The organism is Bacillus sp. C1 (genome assembly GCF_054570475.1).
Window position 1 is genome coordinate 237,078 of sequence record NZ_JBTMZT010000002.1, and the last position, 23,949, is coordinate 261,026.

A 23,949-nucleotide genomic window follows, 5' to 3' on the forward strand; every position below is an offset into this window, starting at 1 on the left:
ACATCGTAACAACATATCAAGGCATAAAACAAATTTAAGAGAATTGAGGGGGGACTAGGGATTATGGATTTATTGATTGTACTGTTATCGCTTGGCTTGCTTATATTTGTTGCTTACCGGGGATTCTCAGTCATTTTATTCGCTCCGTTATGTGCTTTGCTGGCTGTATTTTTGACTGATCCAGCGCTCGTTTTACCGTTCTTCTCTAATGTCTTCATGATGAAGATGGTCGGATTTATAAAATTATATTTTCCTGTGTTTTTGCTTGGAGCGATATTTGGTAAAGTGGTTGAGATCACTGGAATCGCAGAAAAAATCGCGAAAATTATCATCCGTTTTATAGGTGTGAAAAGAGCGATTCTTTCCATTGTGTTAATGGGAGCGATTCTTACATACAGTGGTGTCAGTTTGTTTGTGGCGGTATTTGCGATTTATCCATTTGCAGCACAATTATTTCGCGAAGCAAATATTCCGAAACGTCTCATTCCAGCGACAATCGCATTTAGTGCATTTACGTTTTCGATGGATTCTCTTCCTGGGTCGCCTCAAATTCAAAATGTAATTCCAACTACATTTTTTAAAACAAATATTTACGCAGCACCTACATTAGGAATCATTGGAGCGTTATTCATTTTTACATGTGGCATGCTGTATTTGGAAAGGTGTAGGAAGAAGGCAGCGGCTAAGGGCGAAGGTTATTTCGGGAAAGGTGATGCCGCTCCTGAAATGGCTGCGACAACTAGCGCGCAAGCGGCACCAACGCCGATTGTTACAGGTGATGCAATTTCGGCTAGCTACTGGATGGCTTTTCTACCGCTTGTACTAGTTGGGGTGATGAATAAAGTCTTTACAGAGTTCATCCCTGTTTGGTATACAAAGGGATTTGATTTTGCATCTATCGGTTTGAAGGAGTACGGAACAATTGATATGGCACAAGTTGTCGGTATTTGGTCAGTGGAAATCGCACTTCTTATCGGTATACTGTCCGCTATATTATTAAACTTCCAAGCGGTAAAAGAACATTTTCAATCGATTACAAGCGTGGGTGTAAGTGGTTCCATCTTAGCTGCGATGAACACGGCAGCTGAGTATGGATTCGGTGCCGTTATTGCGGCTTTACCTGGCTTTGTTATGATCCAAAATTACTTGACTGGGACATTTTCCAATCCTTTAATTAACGGAGCGGTCATGACGAATATATTGTGCGGGTTAACAGGGTCAGGATCGGGCGGAATGAGTATTACATTAGGGTTAATGGCAGACAAGTATATTGAAGCAGCAGCGAATTTTGGGATTCCATTAGATGTACTGCATCGCGTGATCGCAATGGCTGCGGGAGGTATGGATACACTGCCTCATAACGGAGCAGTTATCACTTTGCTTGCAGTGACAGGATTAACGCACCGGGAAGCGTATAAAGAGATTTTTGGTATTACTTTAATTAAGACGGCTGCTGTTTTCTTCGTTGTTGGGGTTTATCTAATGTTTTCGATTGTATAAGTTTGTAAAGCCATCATTTTATAGAGTGATGGCTTGTTTGTGTGAAAATTTCATTTTACAGAATGAAAAATAGGTATATCGATAATTGTTATAGAAAGGTATATGAATGTAAATGTGTTTATACATTCGTCAATTTTACTAGGAATAGAGAAGAAGAAAGTGAAGCACTTTTTTGTAGAGTGTAATGGTTATAAAGTAAGTGTCTGTGAATGGGGAAATAAAAATAGTCCTCAAATTATTTGCTTTCATGGTTTAGGGGGACGAAGTTAAGTTTTATAGAGGTAGCAGAGCGATTAAAAGATAAGTATCATATTGTATCGTTTGATTTACCTGGACATGGAAAGACATCAAGTTTCGAGAAAGATGAAGATTATGGTTCATCTCATTTTACGAATTGGGTAGTGGCATTACTTGAGAAGATTGGAAGAGAAACATTTCATATAGTAGCACATTCATGGGGCGCAAGTGTCGCATTTCATTACGCAGCGGAACGCCCTGAAAAGGTTCGTAAAATGGTTCTTTTAGATGGTGGTTATCATCATGGTGAGATGAATAAAAATTATTTTGCAGAATTATATAAAGGAGCGGCAGAAGGAGATGTTTCCCCTCGCTCGTTAGAAGAAGAAATAACCTATTACGAAAAAGATTTTGATGAATATATCTTTGATAGTAAAAAACAATTTATCCAATCAGAAAAACAGGCGTACAGTAGATGGTCACGGCTCATAGAACGTGCGGTTTATGATTTAATGCGAGAAGAAGATGGGAAAGTAAAATGGCATGCTACTGGTGATACTGCTAGAGGTGTAGTTAAATTTCAGTATACAGTTTATAAAACATTGAAGTTGCATAAGGTTAAGAGTGACATACTTCTATTGTATTGTGATCTTCCTCATGATTATTTGAAAATAAGAGAGTTGTAAGTAGCTGAATTTAAGAAACATATTGATATAACGGCTAAATTATATAGAGAAACCGGGCATTTAATGCATTGGGATCGACCGAATGAAGTTGCTGAAGATGTAATGAATTGGCTGGGGTAATGAGAGTGAAGTACGGTATTTCAAGCAGTTGTGAAGGAGCTGCACCTTTTAATAGAGGAAATTATACAGAGTAATGGTATATCACAAGTTGATTTTGAAAATGTTGCGAAACAGTATGATGTTCCATTAGCAGAATTCCCAGCTCTGTTAACAAGGGAAGAAGAGCAATATTTAAAGGAAGCAATGAAAAATATATAATGATGAAAAGGCATCCTCAATTTGTTAGGATGTCTTTTCACTCTGTTCCTCAAATTACACTTATAAAAACGAGGATTGCTTTAAGATTCTCGCATGTTTACTTTAACTGAAAAAAGGGAAATTTTGTATGGTATAATAAAATTAAACTGAAAACATTGGAGAAATTCAAATGCCAACTTACAACAAACTAGTACGTGACCGCATTCCGGAAATTATCGAAAACAACGGGAAAACAGTGACAACTAGAATTTTAGATGAAAAAGAATACATAGAAGAAGTAAGTAAGAAGATACAAGAAGAGTTATTGGAGTATTTAGAGGCTGAGAGTAAAGAACATAAAGTTGAAGAACTAGCGGATCTATTAGAACTTGTAAATGCACTGACGCAGTATGAGGGGGTAACGCTAGAGGATGTTGAGAACGTACGTAAACAAAAAGCTGAAAAGCGTGGTGGTTTTCGGGAACGAATCTTTTTAGTTGAGGTACATAATGAATAATTTTCATCCCGATACTAGTGTTTGTTGTGGGAGAGTGGCGGACAGCTTTCTTATCTGAAGGCCCATGTATTGAATTTACTCTGTAAAGTTTCAATTATAATCAATCTACTAGAAATCATAAGAGGTGAAGGGACATGTCAGAAGTAGAAAATATCGATTCGAAAAAAATATTTAATTGGAAAATAAGGGATTTTATTAAGAGAGGAGAGGACATAGATTTTGATAGCTTATTTTTAACGAAAAATAAGTCCAATAATAAAAATAATAACTTTTTCATCCTACTTGTTGCTGCTTTACCCTTTATAAGGAAGGGTGAAAATTTGAAATTTGAATCAGTAGTTAACGAAACTAAAGCAGCCTTTGGACTTGATAAAAGAGAATCTTTTTCGAGCTTGCCTAATGCTGAAACTAATGGTTCCTTTTTAAAAGGCTTTAAGATTATTATGGGTAGGGGTAAAGATGGTAAAGAATTAAAGATGTCTGAGGTTGGGGGGGATAAGAATTATCTTTGGGAGGATATGGAGTTTGATCATGAAAAATTTGATAATAACAAAGTTCTTCAATATCTGTATAATAATATCAATCAATCTATTGATATAACTCTCGCAGAACTGATTAATAAACTAAAAGAAGACACATTTGTAACACAAGATTTTCGTAACCATCTAGATGAAATCGATGTGAATGTTACCGAGGAAAGTGTTGTAAAGAGTAAAGAAGTTCAGTTAGGTTCAACTGAAAAGATATTAGAAGACATGATAACGAATGGTGTTAAACAAGTAATTTTAACTGGGCCTCCTGGAACGGGAAAGACATATGCAGCGTTAGCTATTGCTAGAAGGAACGATAAAAGGATTCGTGAGGAAAATTCGATAGATAATGGTAAATCTTATGAACTTGTCCAATTTCACCCGTCATATGATTATTCGGACTTCCTAGAAGGGATTCGTCCCATTCCGTCAACACAGCAGGAAGGACCAATCGGTTTTGCAAAGATAGAAGGTGTTTTCAAAGCCTTTTGTCGTAAGGTTGTATTACAAAATAAAAAGGTAGATGAGTATAATACATACCTTGAGGAAAAGGAATTCGATAAGAAAGAATATAATCAATATTATTTTATTATAGACGAGATTAATAGAGCTGACCTTTCGAAAGTTTTTGGGGAGCTACTATTTGCCTTAGAAGCAGACAAACGTGATCAACCATTTAAGTTGCAGTATGATTCATTACCAGTTCATGGTGTAGATGCAAATGATGTGTTTGCAGATGGATTCTATGTACCTCATAATGTCATTATCATTGGGACAATGAATGATATTGATCGATCGGTAGAGAGTATGGATTTTGCGTTACGTCGTCGCTTTATGTGGTTACCAGTGGATGTAACAAAAGAAAGTTTAGATGAGGCATTTCATTCTGGACGTTTCTTTGGTGATAATTTGGGGATGGTTCAGACTGTTACGGAACAGGTTGGAAAATTAAATAGTTATATAGCGAATGAAGGGAAGGAATATTTGCTAAACGAAAATTATTATATTAGCCAAGGATACTTTTCTAATTTACCCGAGCCAATCAAAAGTGGGAATGTTGAACGTTTATTGCAATATGTTTGGGAGTATCGCTTGCGCTCTATTATTACAGAATATGTGCGAGGCAATATAGGAGCGGAGCAATTTGTTGAGTCTGCTAAAGATACGTTTCTAAAGATATTAAAAACGAATGAGTCGAGTGATGAAGATGTACTTTCATGATTACCAAAAGGTCTCTAATGAGGAAGAAGTTTCACTTTTACAACGTGTTCAGCAGAATATTCGTGAAGGAAAGGCGAGAATTACTGTCCTAGGAGATGGTATGAAAGTCTTGGGAAAAGAGTCAGTACCGCTTATTGGGAAATATATTGGCAGGGATTATTATACACAGCAATATGTTGGTGTTTTGTTCGATAATCAAAATGGGGTGAGAATTACTTTTGGTTCTCGCTTTGATAAAAATGATGGGAGTAAAATTTTTTTAAGCTATATGCTAAAAAAAGTATTTGGTTCAAAGGCGTTCATTTTTGAAAGCATGCAGGTGAGTGCGAGTCGAGATAAAGCTTTTGAACAGATGTTGTTATTTATTTTTGTTTATCTTCTTGAGAAGGCAATGAAAAAAGGAACATTCAAGCAGTATATGAACTTTGATTTTTACGATAGTAACATTAAAGGAACGATTAATTTTAATGTTTATATGAAACAAATTATGATTCAGGATGGTCGATTACCTTATCATGTGCGGGAGCGTAGTGCAATGAATCCAGTGAATATAGGGATTCTAACAGCTTATGATGTATTAAAAAGTAAGAACCCAATTTTTGTACAGCAAATGTTTAAAAAGAATCCGATTCTTTCACGCTTTATTGCACAGATTAAGGGGGAATTGCCAAACTATAGGAGTATAGATAAAAAACAACTATTAAAGCAACTTACAAAGTCTATTAGGCACCCGTATTTTACAGAAGTTGAGAGTCTGCGAAAAGTATGTATCGAGATTATTCGTCATTCAGGTACAGACATATTTCAAGAAGAAAATCAAATGATTACAGGCTTGTTGATCGATGTAAATAAGCTGTGGGAGTATTTTTTAGAGGACACGGTTTTTGCTGAGATGAAAAAGATGTCTGAGCTCTATGAAGTTTCAACGCAGGATAGTTATCCGATTTTATATGAACTTAAGGGATTTGATATGCAAATTAAGCCAGACTTTGTTTTGTCACACAATAAACGAAATCAAGCAGTCTTTGACGCAAAGCACCGCCCAGCTTGGTCTAAGAAGGATACAAGTGCAGTAAAGAAGGATGTTTATCAAATCTCTATGTATATGTCTGCGCTAAATGTTAGCATCGGTGGTGTAATTTACCCAACTAATGAAAATGATGATGTAGTGACAAGCTCGCCGATTTCAAAAGCTTGGAAGAATGGGAAGTTTTATTTAATACCTTACAATGTGCCTAAATCTGGTGATTTAGAAGTTTTTTTAGACAATCAAAACGAGGAGTTAGCAAACAAAATTATAAATATATTGGCGAAATTGAAAGAGATTACCCCCGGGTAGATGCGTTACGGTGAACTGATTAAGGAACGATGACTAATGGAGTAGCGCTTTTCTATGGTTGGGCATCAAGTTGTATATAAAGTGATACGGAAAATAGATGAAGCAGGGGAGCTGCTTGAACTGCACTCAATTGTTAGACAGAGTCTATGCTTGAGGTGCAGTTTTTTTCTATAGGATTTAAAATTCATATTTTTCATTTATAAAAAAAATTCAAAAATCCCCTTGAACTTCCCCCGACGTCACCCCCTACGATAAAAAAGAAAGGGGGAGATTCTACTGAAAAATACCACAAGTGAACAAAGAGTCGCCATCATCATGTTACTTCTATCAGCTGTTATAGGCATTCTCTCACCAATATTTATGTATTTCACACTAGCTCGTAAAAATAAAGTATACAAATATCATTGCCGAAAAGCTTTTAACTTTCATTTGTTTATATTTCTACTATTCAATATGAGTTCACGTATAAGTCTAGTGTTATTTTGGATTGTGTTTGCTTTTGAAGTAATTCAAGTGGGAATCGTCGCATGGAAAGTAATCCGAAATGAGCCATACGTTTATCTCATTCGTATTCCGTTATTTAAAGAAGAAAAATACGCTATGGAAGGAGAATAAAGAATGAACACAGAAGGAAAGAAAAAGAAAATTGTTATTGCGATAGTGGCGTTCCTTGCTGCTGTTTATTTGTGTATGAGAAAGAGCAAGCAAGATGGTCTGTATTATGGTGATGAAGATTATGATACTAGCTACGGTAACTCAACTCGAAAAAACTTTAATTTTTTATTGCTTGTAGTATGTTTGTTCCAGTTAGGGATGCAAATGAAGAGCCATAAAAGTGTATCAGCAAATATTTCTAATATGGTGCAGTACGTAATTAAGAAACAAAACATTAAGTCATAAATAAAAATGAAAAAGCAGGTGAAACCATGCCTTGGACAATTAGCGAATTCGCCAGTATAGGTGATGTAACGGTACGAACGCTTCGTTATTATGACAAAATCAATCTATTAAAACCAAGCGATTATACTGAAGGTGGACATCGTTTATATACAAAAGATGATTTATATGTATTGCAGCAAATTCAAGCGTTAAAACATTTTGGTTTCTCGCTAGGAGAGGTTCAAAATATCATTGTACAAAATGAAATCCCAAAGGAACACTTTATGGAACGGATTCATTTTCAAAAGGAATTACTTCTGGCAGAAAAAGAACGGATTGCGAAAGTACTTAAACATATGGATGAAATGGTAGAGATAGTACAAAAAGAAGAAAGAATCGATGTCTCGTTATTTTGTTCTGTTTTACAAACATTCATGTGGGAAAAGGAAAATAGAGAGTGGTTAGAAGAGCGAGGAATAGAAGATATTGATGATAAAGAGTTAAAATTGAAATTCAATCAGCAGTTTATGAGTTTTATTAAACAGGTAAAGAGATATAAGGAAGAGAAGAAGGATGCAGCACATCCTGATGTTCAAGCGGTTGTGAAAGAGTTGTATCATGTAATAGAAGAAATCCTCCAAATCGCTGGTGTACCACAACATGAATTTGAACATATTACGAAACAGGAGGATATTCCATTAGCTGAATTTCCTGCTTTATTGACGAGGGAAGAAGAGCAGTATTTGAAGGAAGCTATGAAAAATATGTAAGTAATAGGTAGGCGCTTTAACAAGACATAATGAATTTGTTAAGGTGTCTTTATTTTTTATATTAGAAGGACAATCAAAATATTAGACGAATTGCAGTGCTAAACTATATAAAGTTACTATTTGCCTGAATGTTCCGGAGGTAAAAGAAGTGGAACTAGTATTTAAATACACCTAGTGTTCCTATTCAACGGAGTGATAGCATCCCAAGGGGACACGTTTAAATACATCCAATGCTACTATTCAACGCTACTGGTCTTGAAGGTAAAGAAGTTGTTGTATTATTTAAATACATCCAATGTTAATATTCAACAACAAAACGGCAGCATCTTTTGAGGTGAAAGAACAATTTAAATACATTCAATGTTACTATTCAACGATGGCTAGGCTTTCTTTAACGGTTATGAAATTAGAATTTAAATACATCCAATGTTACTACTCAACATATACATGCTTCTTTTTTTATTGTCAAAAAGGAGAGTTTAAATACATCTAATGTTCCTACTCAACCCCGAAAAAACAAGAAGTACAAATCCCTACACTCCATATAATACTACATGAACCACAGCTTTATCTAATTTTTTACCAGCGATAACGTATTATTTTTATTTTTTCAAAAGATGCAGAAAAACCTCTGATACATCTAGATTTCTTAACTTTTAGTCCTGATGCCACTTGGTAAATTTGCAGAAAACGGACTTCGAATTTAGCTACTTTTATAATTTTGAAGAGATGATGGTGTGTATTTTCATAGGGAAATATATATTCTATTTTTTTGTAGAAATATGGAATATATTGAGGAACGATTTGTGTAGAAATACCAGATTAAGTAAAGCTACAATTATATTAATTAAAGAGCTGATTAATAGGATGAATTTTTAATTAAGTAGGAACAGTAACATGGAATGTATTTAAATAGAGCAGTAAGTCATTATCAAGAGCAGTAAGTCAAATCATTTAAATAATAACATTGGATGTATTATAAAAAAACAAATCTTGTTCAGTTCGATTTTTATATTTTGAATTTGTATAAACCAGAAACCCATCAATTCTTATAGTTATCCTCACAATATAGAATTTGATTAAGAATCTAGTTATCACCATGTTTATACTGATCCTTAAAGATTACGATATATTCGTCTGAAAGGAAGGTTTAAAATGAATTTTGAGTTAATCATAACAGCTTTATTAAAAGAAAAGGTGCATTATCAAGATAGCATAGAATTAATCGGTCGTTATATTAATGAAACTATGTTTCATAATGAAAAGTTAAAAGATTTACATCGAAGAACAGGCTATAAATATTATGTTTTTAGTAATTTTTATCCGTTTGAGAAAGATAAAATGTACAAAAAGGGAGCAGTATATATAGTTCGTTTGAAAAGTATGGATAAGAAATTTTTAAGAGAATTACAAGGATGTTTTCCTAAAGTGAATAACTCTTTTATGCAAGTACTTTCGTCGGAACTGAGAACGTTACCAGTGAAGCATATCGCTGAACTTTACACAGTGACTCCTGTTGTAATTACGGTAGATAATAAACCTTTTTTACCAGAGGATGATTTGGATATATTATTGGAAAGATTACAAGCTAATTTGGAGAAAAAGTATACATCATTTTATGGTCAAGGTGATTTTAATGAATCGTTTATTCAAAGGATTGAACTTTTGAATAGTAAACCAATTGCGACGAAGTATAAAAACGTTCGGTTACTCGGGAATAAATTAAAGATAGCTGTGAAGGAAGATGAAAAATCTCAATTACTAGCACATGTAGCGTTAGGGTGTGGGCTTGGGGAGAAGAATAGTGCACTAGGCTGCGGATTTTGTTTTGCTAATTATTTGTAGGTGGTGAAACGATGTTAATTGATTTAGTTGAGAAGTTTCAAAGGGCTGTTAATGAGAATCCGGCAATTGTTTTAGATAACTACAGATTGAAAGATGGGATATACATTAAGTTCGATGCTGCTAAATCATTTCAAGACAATGTGAAAAGCATACACCAAAACATATATATTCATGATCATAAAAGTGACGAAGTTATTGAAAACCGGGAGTTATACGAATGGTTTAAAATAAGAGATTTTTATAGCGGTATGTTAAATGATGATGCAAATAAGTTAATTGACCTTCCTAAAAAGAAAATTCATAGTACCAATCCTTTAACGTTTTTTATGAAAGAAGAATTGTTGTTAGGGGAAAAGAAGATATATGGTGCAGAGCAACTAGCTAGACGTATTGAAGAGTATTACAAGAAACTACAAAAATTATCTTCTCAATTTTTAGATGCATATCCCATCGTAACGAGACCAAAAGAATTAAAGGAAAAAATGTTGAACAATAGACAAACTTTCTTTGAGACATATTATCCCCATTTGATGAAAGTATTACATGATGAAGAGCGGATAAAACGTAATCATCAGTATGAAACTTTTTTAACAACTAATACATCATTAATTATCGAATTATTCCACGAATTGAAAGAAGAATATGGATTCAAAAACTATATAAAAGTTTTTTTTGAAGCGGATGAAGAAACTTATAAAACAGAATATGAGTTATATATATTACCAAGAATTTTTACCGTTGATGCGTATAACTATCCGGATTCATCTTCTATTATTGGATTACCAAGTGGGGATATGACAGTAAACAGCAACAAACCATTTCTCTTATTAAAAACGATGAAAACGAGTGTACCTTTACGTATTTCAGTAGATAGTGCAATTGCAAGAAAAGATTTCTACTCATGGTTGGAATCACAGGGGAAATTTCGGGAGCATGTATTTTCTACCGACACGATATTTACGTCTCACGCTACAAAAAATAAAGGTAATTATCATATTAGAATGGATAAGAAAGGAAGCATTGATTACTACGAGAATGTGCCATTTTCTATTTTGGAGTCCTTAAATGAAGGTGGTTTTGAAGTTCAAAATGTACTAGAAATTAAAGAAAAAGTTGATGGTATGTTGGTTGCTAAATCATTCTATCTAGTGGAGAAACGGGAACAATTAAAGATGTTAATGAGCCAATATTTTTTTAGAGGTAGAATGAGCGGTTCAATTTTAAATCATCAACCTGAGATAAAAACAAATGATTTTACGAATAATATGCTGTCGTATTTTCTTGAAAGCAGACAAGCGCTATATGATTTTTTCTGTAAAGGAACAAATGAATCATTAAGATTTGTGATTGACAAATTAACTCGAAATTTAATAGAAGAGCAATTATGTAAAATAGTTGAAGGTGCGTATACAACACAATTAGCAGAAGCATTTAATTTACGGGTAGCTTTATTAAAATATTTTCATGTTACAGGAGGAGAGGGAATGGGAGATTGTATTCGCAGTGTGAGTAACGCCTTGAAAGAGAAAATCCACAGTAAGGAATTAGTTGTTTGTGAAAATGATTTGGAATTTTATTATTTAGCTGGACAGCTAGGGTACTATTTATTATCACAATCGCAAGCGAGGTCCAAAACAATTGGTATGTTTGAGCCTATTCTACGGGCCAAATATCCACATCAATTAAAACGTCGTTTAGAAGATTTATTGCTGAAATATGGACATGCCATAAGCATGGGGAATGTTTCTTTTAAAAATGCTTTTGCGATGGTAATGGGGTTTGAAACTGAGGGGAGAAGTGAAGGAGTAAACAAAGATTTATTAGTAGCAGGTCTATTGGCTAACAATATATTCTATGAAAAAGGGGCTGTGGAACATGAGCAAATGGCATAAACGTGTACATGGAGTAATAGGAGTTTCTAGTATTATGTCAAACTGGAATGCTGATTTTTCAGGGAGACCAAAGTCGACGAGTGATGGAATGGTTTTTGGAAGTGATAAAGCATTAAAGTTCAGTATGAAGAAATATTGGTTAAATGAAGGGGAAAAGGTATTATATATCAAGTCTTATAAGGTAAATGAAAAAGAAGGAAAACTACAACCTAAGGAATTGATAGAACGTTATCAAGAAATTTTTAATGCAGAAGTTTCTAAAAAATCAAAGACAGTGGATGTGTTACAGAACCTATTCTCCGCAGTGGATGTTATGAATTTCGGAGCGACTTTTGCTGTAGAAGGTCAAAATATTGGAATAACAGGCGTTGTTCAAATTGGTCAAGGCATGAATAAATATGAACTTACAAATACAGAAAGCCAAGATATTTTATCCCCATTTCGCAATTCTAGTAAGGAAAATGCAGAGGCATCTAGTTTAGGGGCGAAAATTGTAAGTAATGAAGCACATTACTTTTATCCATTCTCTGTGAATCCAAAAAATTATGATGAATATACAAGTTTCATGGATGGGATTGAAGGATATACAGAAGAAGCATATATGAAATTTAAAAAGGCGTCATTATTAAGCGCGACAGCTCTAAATACAAATAGCAAATCAGGATGCTTTAATAATTTTGCTTTATTTGTAACGTGTAAGGAAGATGAACCGCTCTATTTACCGCAGCTTGATCAATATATTGAATTCTCCAAGCAAGATAATTTGTACATCATTGATATGAGAAAAATAGAGGAGCTATTACAACCATTTCATAACAAGCTAGAGGGTATTGAAGTGTATTATAATCCTCTAACTACTTCTATTGTTACAGATACTGATATGTTTATAAGAAAAAATATCTTTACAGAAGAAGAAATAGAGTCTTTATTGGTTTAGGAGTGATGATATGGAAGCGATAGCTTTTGAGTTAAAAGGCAAGACGGCCTTTTTTAAAAAGCCGGATGTAAATTCTAATGTTTACTTCACATATAGTCATATTCATAAAATTGCACTTTACGGATTATTGGGAGCAATCATTGGTGCTGGTGGGTATACGCAGCAACAAAAAAACATTGCTGAAGATGGAAACTCACACATTAATCAATATCCAGAGTTTTACCGATTATTAAAAGATTTAAAAGTTAGCATTGTACCACATGGTGATCGGGGCTATTTTTCAAAGAAAATTCAGGTGTTTAATAATACAGTTGGGTATGCGAGTAAGGAAGAAGGTGGCAATTTAATCGTCCGAGAACAATGGCTAGAAAATCCTCATTGGTCAATTTACTTATGGAATGATGGTAGTGTAGATGAACAAACATTCATCAAGTTGAAAAATTATTTACTTCTCTCTTTATGTGAATATGTCCCTTACTTAGGGAAAAATGATCATCCTGCTCATATTGAACATCCTCGAATAGTTGAGTTAGAAAAAGTAGATCAAGTAAATGGTATCTCATCATTAGCCTATTTGAAAGATATCTCATTTGCATCGAGAGGAGGAACTTTTGATAAAAAGCCAGGATATTTCTTTCAAGAATATATCCCAACACAATTAAACCCGGATCTTAATTATTATGAATTTGATGAAATCGTATTTACGAATCGAAAAATACAACAAGTGTCTCCTACATTACATGTATTTCAAACAGAAGGACGGATGATTGCGTTTCTTTAAAAACTATTAAGTAAAGGGGGGAGGTGTGTGTGGTGGGTATTAATGATTATTTGTTAAATAGTGATAGCTTGTATGCCCATACAGATAAAAACGGAAATAAAGAAAAAGAAACACTAGTAGAGCATTCCGAGTTAACGTTGCTTTTCTATGAAAAATTAAAAAGCGAAAATACGTTAGATGACATATTAACTCGAATATTAAACCGTTTGACGTTTGATGGAGAAGCTTTAGAAGATAACGTACAGTGTTTTATAAAAAAATTATTTGAACAGGCTGTGTATTTACATGATTTAGGGAAAATAAATCCTGCCTTTCAAGTTTTGAAAATGAAAAATAAGTTCATTACATTGAAAAGTGGTAGTGAGTACAATAATAAAAATCATTCGCTTTTATCGGCACTTCTTTATTTAGATATTTTTAGTTTAGAAGTAAAATCGTTTGATGACGATGGGGTACGTGGATTTTTAAATCATGTCTTATATGCATTTGCTTATTGTATATCAAGACATCATACTTATTTAGAAGATGTAAATACGGTTCAATTTTATAAAAGATTATTTCATTTATACCGTAGAATAAAACATACACCTGAATATGTTGCGTACTATGCTTACAAAGATCGTTTGTTACAGGAATTTCCTGTAGAGCAATTTGAAGATCGGGATAATTTCCGCTTTGATGATGGTCATAAGCCAACGCCTTTTTACTTATTAATAAAATTGCTGTATTCATCCATTGTCAGCTGTGATTCCTTGGCAACATACACCTATCAAAATGGTTCGCAGCCTACTTTTTATTATTTACAGCAAGCAGATATAGAAGAGCTACTATCTATTTATCGAGAAACGGACGTATATAAAGGGATTCAGTTTTATAAGAAAGACTCCAACCATTTTGATCATTGTCCAATTAATGCTTTACGTTCGGAATTGTTTGTAGCATCTGAAGAAGAGCTCGTTAAAAATAGTGATAGAAATTTATTTTATTTAGAGGCCCCAACAGGTAGTGGTAAGACGAATATGTCTCTAAATTTGTCCCTACAGCTGATGCATCAAAATAAACGTACAAATAAAATTATGTATGTTTTTCCTTTCAACACCCTCATTGAACAAACAAAAAATACATTTAGCAAAATATACTCAGAAGAAATTCAAGAGAAGTATCGAATATCTGTCGTAAATTCTGTTACCCCAATTGTTACTAAATCAGAATCAGAAATGGAAGAACCAGTACTTCACTATGAAGAAGAATTATTTAGGCGACAAATGTTGCAATATCCAGTAACGTTAACATCCCATGTAAATTTCTTTCATTACTTATTTGGTTTAGGAAGAGAATCTAATCTAGCACTTGTTCATTTATGTAATAGTGTTGTTATTTTAGATGAAATACAAAATTACCGAAATATTATTTGGTCTGAGATTATTCATTTCTTACATGAAATTAGTGAGTGTTTGAACATTAAGTTTATTATTATGTCTGCAACACTTCCCCGGCTAGATGAATTACTGCAAGAAGAGAATCTATTTGTTGAGTTAATACCGGATCGAACAAAATATTTTCAACATCCATTATTTAAAGATCGTGTGGAATTGCATTTTGAATTACTAGAAAATAAGGATTTTACGCTTGATCAGCTAGTTAAACAGGTAGAAAAAATAGTCGCAAGTAGGGAAAATAGCAGAGTGTTAATAGAGTGTATTAGTAAAACAACTGCAAGAGATTGTTATAACAGGATAAGAGAAAACTTCAGGACAATGAGAGTAGTAGAGTTAACGGGAGATGACAACAACTATTATCGAAAAATAATATTAGATGAACTGACCAAGAAAGATAAGGAAGGTCATTTTATATTAGAAAATGTAATTGTTGTAGCGACACAAGTCATTGAAGCAGGTGTAGACATTGATATGGATATTGGTTTTAAGGATATTTCGTTAATGGACGCAGAAGAACAGTTTCTTGGACGTATAAACCGTTCTTGCTTACGTCAGAACTGTCATGCGTATTTCTTTGATTTGGATAAAGCGGGGAATATATATCGAAACGATTTTCGAACGGAAAAAAACCTTCATTTTAAAGAGTATCAAGAAAGTCTAATTAATAAAGATTTCACTGATTTTTATCATTTAAACTTTAGGCGGTTGGATGAAAGGAATAAACGACAAAGCCTAACTAATGAAAATGTGTTTATTACTAATATAAAGTTTTTAGAGTTTGAAGCGGTATCTAAACATATGAAGTTGATTACTGAGAAACCACTCACATTATTTATTTCTTATGATTTAGAAATGGAAGATGGAGAAGTAATAAAAGGTGAAGAACTATGGAACGAGTATAAACAATTATCAAATAATAAAACAATGAATTACGCACAGAGGCAAATAGAACTTTCAAGATTAAGACAGTATATGCCATATTTTACGTATACGCTTTATTCGAATGGAAGGCCACATCCGCCACGTTATGACGATAGTGCGGGAATAATATTTTACGTTAGCAATGGTGAACAATATATGGAATTGGATGATGAAACGGGAACGAAGAAGTTTAATCGTAAACGATATATTGATGGAGCGGAGAGTATGTTCTTATGAAAATAACAGGAACTATGGTGAATTATTATTTTCATTGTAAGAGGCAATGTTGGCTGTTCGCCAATAAAATTAATTTAGAAGATAATAGCGAGGATGTTCGGATAGGTAAAATATTGCATGAATTGAAAAATGAACGTGCGAAGAAAAAAGAGATTGCCATCGAGAATATTCGAATTGATAAGTTAACTGATGATTATTTAGTAGAAATAAAAAAATCTGATTCCGATATTGAAGCCGTAAAATGGCAAACTTTATTTTATTTAAAAGTTCTAAGGGCTAAGGGTGTTGAACGTACAGGAAAGATCCAATTCATTGAAAAAAATAAGCAAACAAAAAATATTTTTTATGTAGAATTAACAGCCGAAGTAGAAGCACAGTTGGAAAAAATATTAATTAATATAAAGCAGTACGTAGAAGGAGGCATTCCAGTTGAACCTATATATAAAAGTAAATGTAAAAAATGTGCGTACTACGATTATTGTTATATATAGGGAGGATAAATAATGGCAAATACGACGAAATATTTATTGAATATGGGAGAATTGAAGCGCAAGGATAATTCTCTCATATTTAGAAATGAAAACGGACATACTTATATTCCAGTAGAAGGAGTTAAGGAAATTTATTGTTTGAATGAAGTAAGTTTAAATAGTAAACTATTTGATTTTTTGAGTAAGGTTGGTATTGTTGTTCATTTTTTTAATTATTACCAGCAGTATTCAGGAACGTACTATCCAAAAGAACAGTTAGTAAGTGGAAAGTTAACAATTTTACAAGCGGAAGCTTTCAAGAATTATCGATTAAATATTGCAAAAGCAATTGTATTAGGAATAGCTCAAAATATACATGAGGTATTGTACCATTATTATAAACATGATGTGAAAGAGTTAAAAACTTTATTAGTTTGGCTCAGAAAAGATATTCCAAGAATGTTAGATAAAGATATTTCTATTCAACAGTTATTGTTCATTGAAGGGTCAATTTGGAAAAGATTTTATGATTCATTTTCACTTTTTTTACCGGAAGAATTTGTATTTCATAAACGAGTAAAACGTCCACCAGATAACCCGTTAAATGCAATGATTTCTTTTGGGAACTCTTTGTTATATTCAAAGACAATCTCACAAATCTATTATACTCATTTGAACCAATGTATTAGTTTTTTACATGAGCCAAGTGAAGGGAGATTTTCGCTTTGTTTAGATTTATGCGAGGTTTTTAAACCCGTTATTGTGTTTCGCACAATTTTTGAAACAATTAAGAATAAAAAAATAAAGGTTGAAAAGCACTTTGATCAAGAATTAAATTATTGCTTATTAAATGAACCGGGTAAAAAAATATTTATTGCAGCATTTGAAGAAAGAATTAACGGTGTATTTCAGCATCCAGTTCTAAAGAGAAAAGTTTCGTATCAGACAGCAATTAAGCTAGATGCTTACAAATTAACAAAATTTATTTTGGAGGGGAAAACTTTCGTTCCATTCAATATAAAGGAGAAAAAATAATGAAGAAGAAAATGAATGCGAATTATGCGTTTGTTTTTTATGACGTAAATGAGAGAAGGGTGACGAAAGTATTTAAGATTTGTAAGAAATATTTAAATCACTACCAAAAGTCTATTTTTAGAGGGAATATCACGCCTTCTAATTTATTGCAAATGGAAAAAGAACTAAAGGATATCATGGAAGATGGAGAAGATTTTATCACAATTATTAAAATGATAAATGAACATAGCTTTGAGGAGATTGAAATGGGTCAATCAGGAAATGGGGACCTCTTATTTCTATAAATTTACCAGGTGGAATTATGAGTGAACGTTAAGAAACCTAGATGTATCAAAGGGTTTTTCGCATCTTTTGAAAAAATGAAAGTAATAAGTTGCCGCTGGTAAAAAATCCGTTAAACCTACGGTTCATATAATATTATATGGAGTATAGGGAGTTTGTACCCCTTATTTCTTCGGCATTGAATAGTAACATTAGATGTATTTAAATATGCGTGCGAGCATCTGACTAGTTGTGTTTCCACCGATTGAATAGTAACATTAGATGTATTTAAATTCTGTCCCTATACATAAATGGTAATCCCGTGTGGACGATTGAATAGTAACATTAGATGTATTTAAATATCAGGATAGCTGGCGCACTAGTGCGAGCTAGTACATTGAATAGTAACATTAGATGTATTTAAATTAGTAGCAAACTTCTACTCCATGAGCTGAGCTATTAATTGAATAGTAACATTAGATGTATTTAAATACACGACGCTGTAATGCTTTTACTAAGTCAGCACATTGAATAGTAACATTAGATGTATTTAAATAAGTTTTTACTGTTAAGTGCAGTTAGTCTGTCATAGCATTGAATAGTAACATTAGATGTATTTAAATCCTGCATGCGTATCCAGCTCACAGAATGGTACTTCGATTGAATAGTAATATTAAATATGTAGCGATATTTTGCTGGTAAGTTGATTTTGTACTTTCTATTCTGACTGAAGAGAAACCAAAGCGCTGGAGAAATCGCAATCCAAACCTCCAACAAACTAGTACGTAACCGCATCCCAGAAATCATCGAAAATAACAGAAAGACAAATACTAGATGAAATAGAATACATAGAAAAGAAAACAGGGGGAAGTTAAAGGAGCTTAAAATGAACAAGAAATTCACGATTATTTCTATAATAGGAATACTGGTAGTTGTATCATTTATTTTCGTGTATAGATTTTTATTCAGTACACCTATACTTGCGATTCGTACAACAATTTTTTTGAATTTCCATCCAGTGCAAGCTGTTACTGGTGATGTTTACCCGATGAGAGATGTGAATAATGAAATCATAATGAGTGCAGATGGTAAGGTTTATTATAGTTTTCCGGGTTGGAAAGATGAAACAGGTTATGCTTGCTCTGCAGCGGTTAAAAAAGTTAATTCCTTATATGAAGTTACATTCGCTAATCCTTAATGTTTAATAATGGTAAATAATAATCTGTTTGAAAAAAAGATTCAAAATAAGATGTAAATATAGTGGATAGTTAGTCCGTTATGAGGCTAATTATCCTTTTTTATATAATGGAAGAAGGAAGCTACGTTATGATGAACCGATATAGAACCATAACTAAAATAAAGCATATCTGAAAAATCTCAGATATGCTTACATTTTGAATATGATAGTAATTAATCTGTTACTTAATTAACCTGTTCCTTTTCGATAGCTGCTTTTTTAGGCATAAAGCATGCAAGTAGTAACGCTACAATCGATAAAACTAACATAAAGGTATAAGCATCATTTGAGCCAAAGATAGAAGCTAGTTTTGTTAGTTGGGTAGCTGCAATATTTCCATTTTCCATAGATAGCATAGAGGCATGTGAAGTCGTTTGCATTGTATATACTGTGATAACAACTGCTGTTCCAATAGCACCAGCTAATTGGCGAATGGTATTATTTACTGCTGAACCATGTGAACCTAATTCTCTTGGTAAAGCATTCAATCCTGCTGTGTTTAAAGGCATAGAAATGAAGCTTAAGCCAATTCGTAAAATACAGGTGCGAACCATTACATACATATACGTTGTGGATTCGGTTAAATCAATTACGCCCCACATAGAAATAATGACAAATAGTAACCCTGTAATAAAGAGTGGTTTAGCGCCATATTTATCATACATCTTACCTGTGACAGGTGATAAGAAGGCATTGATCACAGCTCCGGGTAATAAAAGTAAACCTGTTTCGAAAGGTGTAAAACCTCGTCCATTCTGTAAATAAATTGGTAAAAGGATTAAATCTGCATACATAATCATTGTAATGAGTATATTGATGAACGATGTGAGAGTGAAAATTTTATACTTAAATACGGATAGATTTAATAATGGATCTTTGGATTTTATTTGACGTAAGCAGAATAAAGTCGTAACGAGTATTCCGGCAATAATTGTTGTCATAACAACAGGATGATCCCAGCCTTTGCTTCCGGCACTACTAAATCCAAATAAAATACAGCCAAAGCCAATTGTTGATAAGATGACACTTGTGATATCCAATTTCGCTTTTGTTGTTTCTACAACATTTATTAAATATTTGAACGCAAGAGCAATGACGATTAATACAAATGGGACTAACCCAATAAATAGCCATCTCCATGATATATATTCAATGATAAAACCAGATAATGTAGGAGCGATGGCTGGTGCGAAAATGATTGCAAAGCCAATTGTTCCCATAATACTTCCGCGTTTTTCGATAGGATATAAATATAAAATAACTGTCATCATTAGAGGCATAATAATTCCAGCACCAATTGCTTGAATCATTCTTCCTGTTAACAGCATACCGAAATTCATTGCACAGGCACAAAATACCGACCCGATGAGTAAAAAGAACATCGAACTAATGAATAGCTGTCTCGTTGTAAAACGTTTCATTAAAAACGCTGTAATGGGTACTAAAACACCATTTACGAGCATAAAGCCTGTTGATAACCATTGTACAGTTGTAGCCGTTACATGAAATACATCCATAAAACCACTTAATGCAACATTTAATAACGTCTGATTTAATGTTGATAAAAAACAGCCCGCAATCAGTACAATTAATAAAACTTTTTTATTTTTCTCTGTTAGTTCCTTCTGCATCTATAAACTCCTTTGCGTTAGACTTGCATTTTCGACATTGTGTCGATAAAATCCATAGTAACAAAGATACATATTTCTGACCATGAACAATTTTGTATGAAATGTTCACTAATCGACATAGAAAATATAGGATGTCGAGAAAGTCAAAGGAAAATCTATAAAGGAGTTTTAAAATGTCTATACATAAAAAAGAAGATCCTCGTACAATTCGTTCAAGAGAAATGTTTAAAAATGCCGTCTTTTCTCTTTTAAGTGAGGAAGTCACTATTTCCAATTTAACAGTTCAGAAAATCGCAGCCAAAGCAGGATTAAATCGAACGACGTTTTACTTACACTATCAGGATATTCAAGATTTACTAACGCAAATCACCGATGAGATTTTAAATGAGCTTTCTAATAAAATGATTGCTTTACTACATGCACAAGATCTATCAGAAAAACAACAGTTAACACAATTGCTGGATTATTTATATATTCATCGGAATTATTTGCCTCTTTTATTTAATATGAATCAGTTTGAGGAGCAATTATTTTTATTATTAAAGCAATTAGTAGAAACAAGAAGAAAGAATACCAAGGAGGATTTACCTACTGATTATGTTGCGATTGAGATTAAAACGGCCTCATTAGTGGGTATCATCATGTGGTGGATAAGGAAGGGACTTCACTTTAGTTCAGATTATATTACAAATCAAATTTATTTAATGTACAGAGGGCAATGATTCTAGACTATATATCAATCATGTAAAGAAATGATTAGAAGTTAGTTTTTAATGAGTGAGAATAAATGAAACAGTTGTTATTTTACATCTTAATTGCGCTAAACCAGCTAATAGAATGTCAAGGAAAACATTTTAAATCAATATACATATTCAGACTGACGAGAAGGCTTTGATAAAGCGTTGATTGAAATGGGTTGCGTTCTACAGCTGCGATTAATACTTCAGCTCTTTCATACGCCCAATTAAATGAACGTGCTGATCAATAGGTTGAACAAGTAACTGTTACTTTGTGGTAAAGTTTATTTCAAGTGAAGGTAAAAAGGAGAAATGATGAAAAAGTTTTTTATAAAGATAAGGTATTAAATGTTATTACTATCGTCGCATTACTACTAGGAATTCTTGAATTTTTACTTGCGGTAACTTACTTTTGTAATAAAGATTGATTATAAAAATATTTGAATAAAATCATCTCTCCTCTATAGATGTCTTAGAGGAGAGATGATTTTATTATTAGATATTTATGTTAATATCACTATAAAGATTGTGAAGAAATGTACTTAAACTAACTGTGCGGAACTAACTATCAAAAACTGATGTTTTTTTATGATACAACTTCGTATGACTTATTGACGATTAATGATAACTTTGTCTAGGAGTGAAATAAATGAAAAATATAACAATATTAATAGCTGATGATGATGTTGAAATCGCTGATTTGGTTGCTATACATTTAGAGAAAGAAGGGTATCGTGTCATTAAGGTATCGGATGGGCAAGAAACCATTGATGTTATCCAGACTCAACCAATTGATTTACTGATTTTGGATATTATGATACCGAAAATGGATGGATATGAAGTTACACATCGCATTCGCGAAGAACATAATATGCCCATTATTTTTTTGAGCGCTAAAACGTCTGATTTTGATAAAGTGCAGGGACTCGTGATTGGAGCAGACGATTATATGACGAAACCATTTATACCCATTGAATTGGTAGCTCGGGTAAATGCACAGCTGCGACGCTTTATGAAGTTGAATCAACCTAAAACCAAACAGAACTCAAACTTGGAATTTGGAGGATTAACGATTTCTCCTGAACAACGTACAGTTACTCTATATGGTAAGAATATTGAGTTAACACCGAAAGAGTTTGAAATTTTATATTTATTAGCCAGTAATCCAAATAAAGTTTATAGTGCAGAAGATATTTTTCAGAAGGTATGGGGGGATGCATACTATGAAGGTAGGAATACCGTTATGGTTCATATTCGTACTTTGCGGAAAAAACTTGAAGAGGATAAACGAAAAAACAAATTGATAAAAACTGTATGGGGGGTAGGTTATAAATTCAATGGGTAACATACTACGAGGCTTTCGTTCAAAAATGATAGTATTGTTAGGCTTAAGCATGTTGTTGTCTAGCGCCATAACATATCTACTCTTTAAAGTACTCCAATTGTATTATTATACAAATGTTAATCGTGGAGATACACTAGCTTATTTTCGCAAAATCATAGAAAATATTGGAGACCTTAACGTCTTTTTACTTTTATTTATCACGCTTTCAATATTATTTTTCTTTTTACTTACAAAACCCTATTCTGCCTATTTCAATGAGATTTCAAAAGGAATTCATTATCTTGCTCAGGGTGACTTTAAACATCGAGTTCAAATATTGTCAAATGATGAATTTAGTGATATTGCACAAGGTATTAATCTGGCAAGTGAAAAATTGGAACAAGCCATAGAAAGGGGTGACTTTTCGGAAAGTAGTAAAGAGCAGTTAGTAGTAAATTTGGCTCATGATTTGCGTACACCTCTTACCTCTGTTTTAGGTTATTTAGATTTAATCCTTAAGGATGATAGCTTGACTGAAAATCAGATCAGGCATTATTTAACGATTGCCTTTACCAAATCTCAACGTTTAGAAAGGTTAATTGATGAATTATTTGAAATAACTAGGATGAATTATGGCATGTTACCAATTGAAAAGAAACAAATCGATTTAAGTGAGCTACTTATTCAATTGAAAGAAGAGTTGTATCCCGTCTTCGAGAAAAACGATTTGATAGCAAGAATGAATATTACTCCCCCTTTATCTATTATGGGCGATGGAGAGTTATTGGCACGTGTGTTTGAAAATCTTCTAATTAATGCAAATCGCTATGGGTATGAGGGGCAATATGTAGATATCGACGGTTTTATTGATTCAGAGGAAGTCGTTATTCAAGTTATCAATTATGGGGATGCCATTCCTCCAGATGAACTGCCTCATATTTTTGATATGCTTTATACTGGTGACAAAGCACGAACTCATCAAGAAAATAGTACAGGTCTCGGTTTATTCATTGCGAAGAATATTGTAGAGCAACACAATGGAACAATAACTGCAGAAAGTGATTTAATACGCACTATATTTGAAGTCCGATTACCAATGGCGGATTCCTAAGAAGATTAATAATAAAATCCAAGTGAAAATTTAAGAAAAATTTAATGTTTACCCCACTTTTTATTTTAAAAGTTTTTCCTATCCTATAAACAGGTTACATCAAGGAGGAGACTAA

At 33.2% G+C, this 23,949-nt stretch carries 21 protein-coding genes, 1 pseudogene and 1 CRISPR repeat array; of the genes and pseudogenes, 21 read left to right on the forward strand and 1 reads right to left on the reverse strand.

Annotated elements, in window-relative coordinates; genetic code table 11:
* Positions 1-63: 63 nt before the first annotated feature.
* The 18 genes and pseudogenes from ACX5JI_RS07765 to ACX5JI_RS07850 all read left to right on the forward strand — a co-directional run bounded on the left by ACX5JI_RS07765 (position 64) and on the right by ACX5JI_RS07850 (position 18,992).
* A complete protein-coding gene (locus ACX5JI_RS07765) occupies positions 64-1,500 on the forward strand; it encodes a GntP family permease (protein WP_459500523.1) in 1,437 nt (478 codons plus the stop codon).
* Between the two features lie 159 nt (positions 1,501-1,659).
* Positions 1,660-2,543, forward strand: a pseudogene (locus tag ACX5JI_RS07770) (alpha/beta hydrolase).
* Positions 2,544-2,573: 30 nt separating this feature from the next.
* Positions 2,574-2,741 (forward strand): hypothetical protein, encoded by a 168-nt coding sequence (locus tag ACX5JI_RS07775; protein WP_459500524.1) that lies wholly within the window; start codon positions 2,574-2,576, stop codon positions 2,739-2,741.
* A 169-nt stretch (positions 2,742-2,910) separates the two neighbouring features.
* Positions 2,911-3,237 (forward strand): pyrophosphohydrolase domain-containing protein, encoded by a 327-nt coding sequence (locus ACX5JI_RS07780; protein ID WP_459500525.1) that lies wholly within the window; start codon positions 2,911-2,913, stop codon positions 3,235-3,237.
* A 134-nt stretch (positions 3,238-3,371) separates the two neighbouring features.
* Positions 3,372-4,988 carry an McrB family protein gene (locus ACX5JI_RS07785; RefSeq protein ID WP_459500526.1) on the forward strand — a complete coding sequence of 539 codons (1,617 nt, stop codon included), beginning with the start codon at positions 3,372-3,374 and terminating at the stop codon, positions 4,986-4,988.
* Positions 4,969-6,327, forward strand: coding sequence for a 5-methylcytosine restriction system specificity protein McrC (locus ACX5JI_RS07790; protein WP_459500527.1), 1,359 nt, complete (start codon positions 4,969-4,971; stop codon positions 6,325-6,327). The genes ACX5JI_RS07785 and ACX5JI_RS07790 overlap by 20 nt, the downstream gene beginning before the upstream one ends.
* A 276-nt stretch (positions 6,328-6,603) precedes the next feature.
* Positions 6,604-6,942, forward strand: a complete 339-nt coding sequence (locus tag ACX5JI_RS07795) for a magnetosome magnetite crystal formation protein family (RefSeq protein WP_459501053.1) — start codon at positions 6,604-6,606, stop codon at positions 6,940-6,942.
* Positions 6,943-6,945: 3 nt separating this feature from the next.
* Positions 6,946-7,227, forward strand: coding sequence for a hypothetical protein (locus tag ACX5JI_RS07800; protein WP_459500528.1), 282 nt, complete (start codon positions 6,946-6,948; stop codon positions 7,225-7,227).
* A 26-nt stretch (positions 7,228-7,253) separates the two neighbouring features.
* Positions 7,254-7,976 (forward strand): MerR family transcriptional regulator, encoded by a 723-nt coding sequence (locus tag ACX5JI_RS07805; RefSeq protein ID WP_459500529.1) that lies wholly within the window; start codon positions 7,254-7,256, stop codon positions 7,974-7,976.
* A 1,155-nt stretch (positions 7,977-9,131) separates the two neighbouring features.
* Entirely contained in the window at positions 9,132-9,821 is a 690-nt protein-coding gene (gene cas6 / locus ACX5JI_RS07810; RefSeq protein ID WP_459500530.1) for a CRISPR-associated endoribonuclease Cas6, read from the forward strand.
* An 11-nt stretch (positions 9,822-9,832) separates the two neighbouring features.
* Positions 9,833-11,713 (forward strand): hypothetical protein, encoded by a 1,881-nt coding sequence (locus ACX5JI_RS07815; RefSeq protein ID WP_459500531.1) that lies wholly within the window; start codon positions 9,833-9,835, stop codon positions 11,711-11,713.
* Positions 11,697-12,650 carry a type I CRISPR-associated protein Cas7 gene (locus ACX5JI_RS07820; protein ID WP_459500532.1) on the forward strand — a complete coding sequence of 318 codons (954 nt, stop codon included), beginning with the start codon at positions 11,697-11,699 and terminating at the stop codon, positions 12,648-12,650. Before ACX5JI_RS07815 ends, ACX5JI_RS07820 begins: the two co-directional genes overlap by 17 nt.
* Positions 12,651-12,660: 10 nt before the next feature.
* Positions 12,661-13,431, forward strand: a complete 771-nt coding sequence (gene cas5b, locus ACX5JI_RS07825; RefSeq protein ID WP_459500533.1) for a type I-B CRISPR-associated protein Cas5b — start codon at positions 12,661-12,663, stop codon at positions 13,429-13,431.
* A 29-nt stretch (positions 13,432-13,460) separates the two neighbouring features.
* Entirely contained in the window at positions 13,461-16,028 is a 2,568-nt protein-coding gene (gene cas3 / locus ACX5JI_RS07830) for a CRISPR-associated helicase Cas3' (protein WP_459500534.1), read from the forward strand.
* Positions 16,025-16,519: a CRISPR-associated protein Cas4 gene (gene cas4 / locus ACX5JI_RS07835; RefSeq protein WP_459500535.1), complete on the forward strand. Its 495-nt coding sequence runs from the start codon at positions 16,025-16,027 to the stop codon at positions 16,517-16,519. The genes cas3 and cas4 overlap by 4 nt, the downstream gene beginning before the upstream one ends.
* A 12-nt stretch (positions 16,520-16,531) precedes the next feature.
* Positions 16,532-17,533: a type I-B CRISPR-associated endonuclease Cas1b gene (gene cas1b, locus ACX5JI_RS07840; RefSeq protein ID WP_459500536.1), complete on the forward strand. Its 1,002-nt coding sequence runs from the start codon at positions 16,532-16,534 to the stop codon at positions 17,531-17,533.
* Positions 17,533-17,817 carry a CRISPR-associated endonuclease Cas2 gene (gene cas2 / locus ACX5JI_RS07845; RefSeq protein WP_459500537.1) on the forward strand — a complete coding sequence of 95 codons (285 nt, stop codon included), beginning with the start codon at positions 17,533-17,535 and terminating at the stop codon, positions 17,815-17,817. Before cas1b ends, cas2 begins: the two co-directional genes overlap by 1 nt.
* Positions 17,818-17,992: 175 nt before the next feature.
* Positions 17,993-18,417: a CRISPR direct-repeat array (repeat unit 30 nt; unit sequence ATTGAATAGTAACATTAGATGTATTTAAAT).
* A gap of 263 nt (positions 18,418-18,680) precedes the next feature.
* On the forward strand, positions 18,681-18,992 hold the full coding sequence (locus ACX5JI_RS07850) for a YjcN family protein (protein WP_459500538.1): 312 nt from the start codon (positions 18,681-18,683) through the stop codon (positions 18,990-18,992).
* Positions 18,993-19,216: 224 nt separating this feature from the next.
* Here ACX5JI_RS07850 and ACX5JI_RS07855 read toward each other — a convergent pair whose 3' ends face one another.
* Positions 19,217-20,662: a DHA2 family efflux MFS transporter permease subunit gene (locus ACX5JI_RS07855; protein WP_459500539.1), complete on the reverse strand. Its 1,446-nt coding sequence runs from the start codon at positions 20,660-20,662 to the stop codon at positions 19,217-19,219.
* A 173-nt stretch (positions 20,663-20,835) separates the two neighbouring features.
* Between ACX5JI_RS07855 and ACX5JI_RS07860 the strand changes: the two genes are divergently transcribed.
* From ACX5JI_RS07860 to vanS, 3 genes are all read left to right on the forward strand, one after another.
* Positions 20,836-21,384, forward strand: a complete 549-nt coding sequence (locus tag ACX5JI_RS07860; RefSeq protein ID WP_459500540.1) for a TetR/AcrR family transcriptional regulator — start codon at positions 20,836-20,838, stop codon at positions 21,382-21,384.
* 664 nt (positions 21,385-22,048) lie between these two features.
* Positions 22,049-22,744 carry a vancomycin resistance response regulator transcription factor, VanR-F/VanR-M family gene (gene vanR / locus ACX5JI_RS07865; protein ID WP_459500541.1) on the forward strand — a complete coding sequence of 232 codons (696 nt, stop codon included), beginning with the start codon at positions 22,049-22,051 and terminating at the stop codon, positions 22,742-22,744.
* Positions 22,737-23,834, forward strand: a complete 1,098-nt coding sequence (vanS, locus tag ACX5JI_RS07870; protein ID WP_459500542.1) for a vancomycin resistance histidine kinase VanS — start codon at positions 22,737-22,739, stop codon at positions 23,832-23,834. Before vanR ends, vanS begins: the two co-directional genes overlap by 8 nt.
* Positions 23,835-23,949 lie beyond the last annotated feature (115 nt).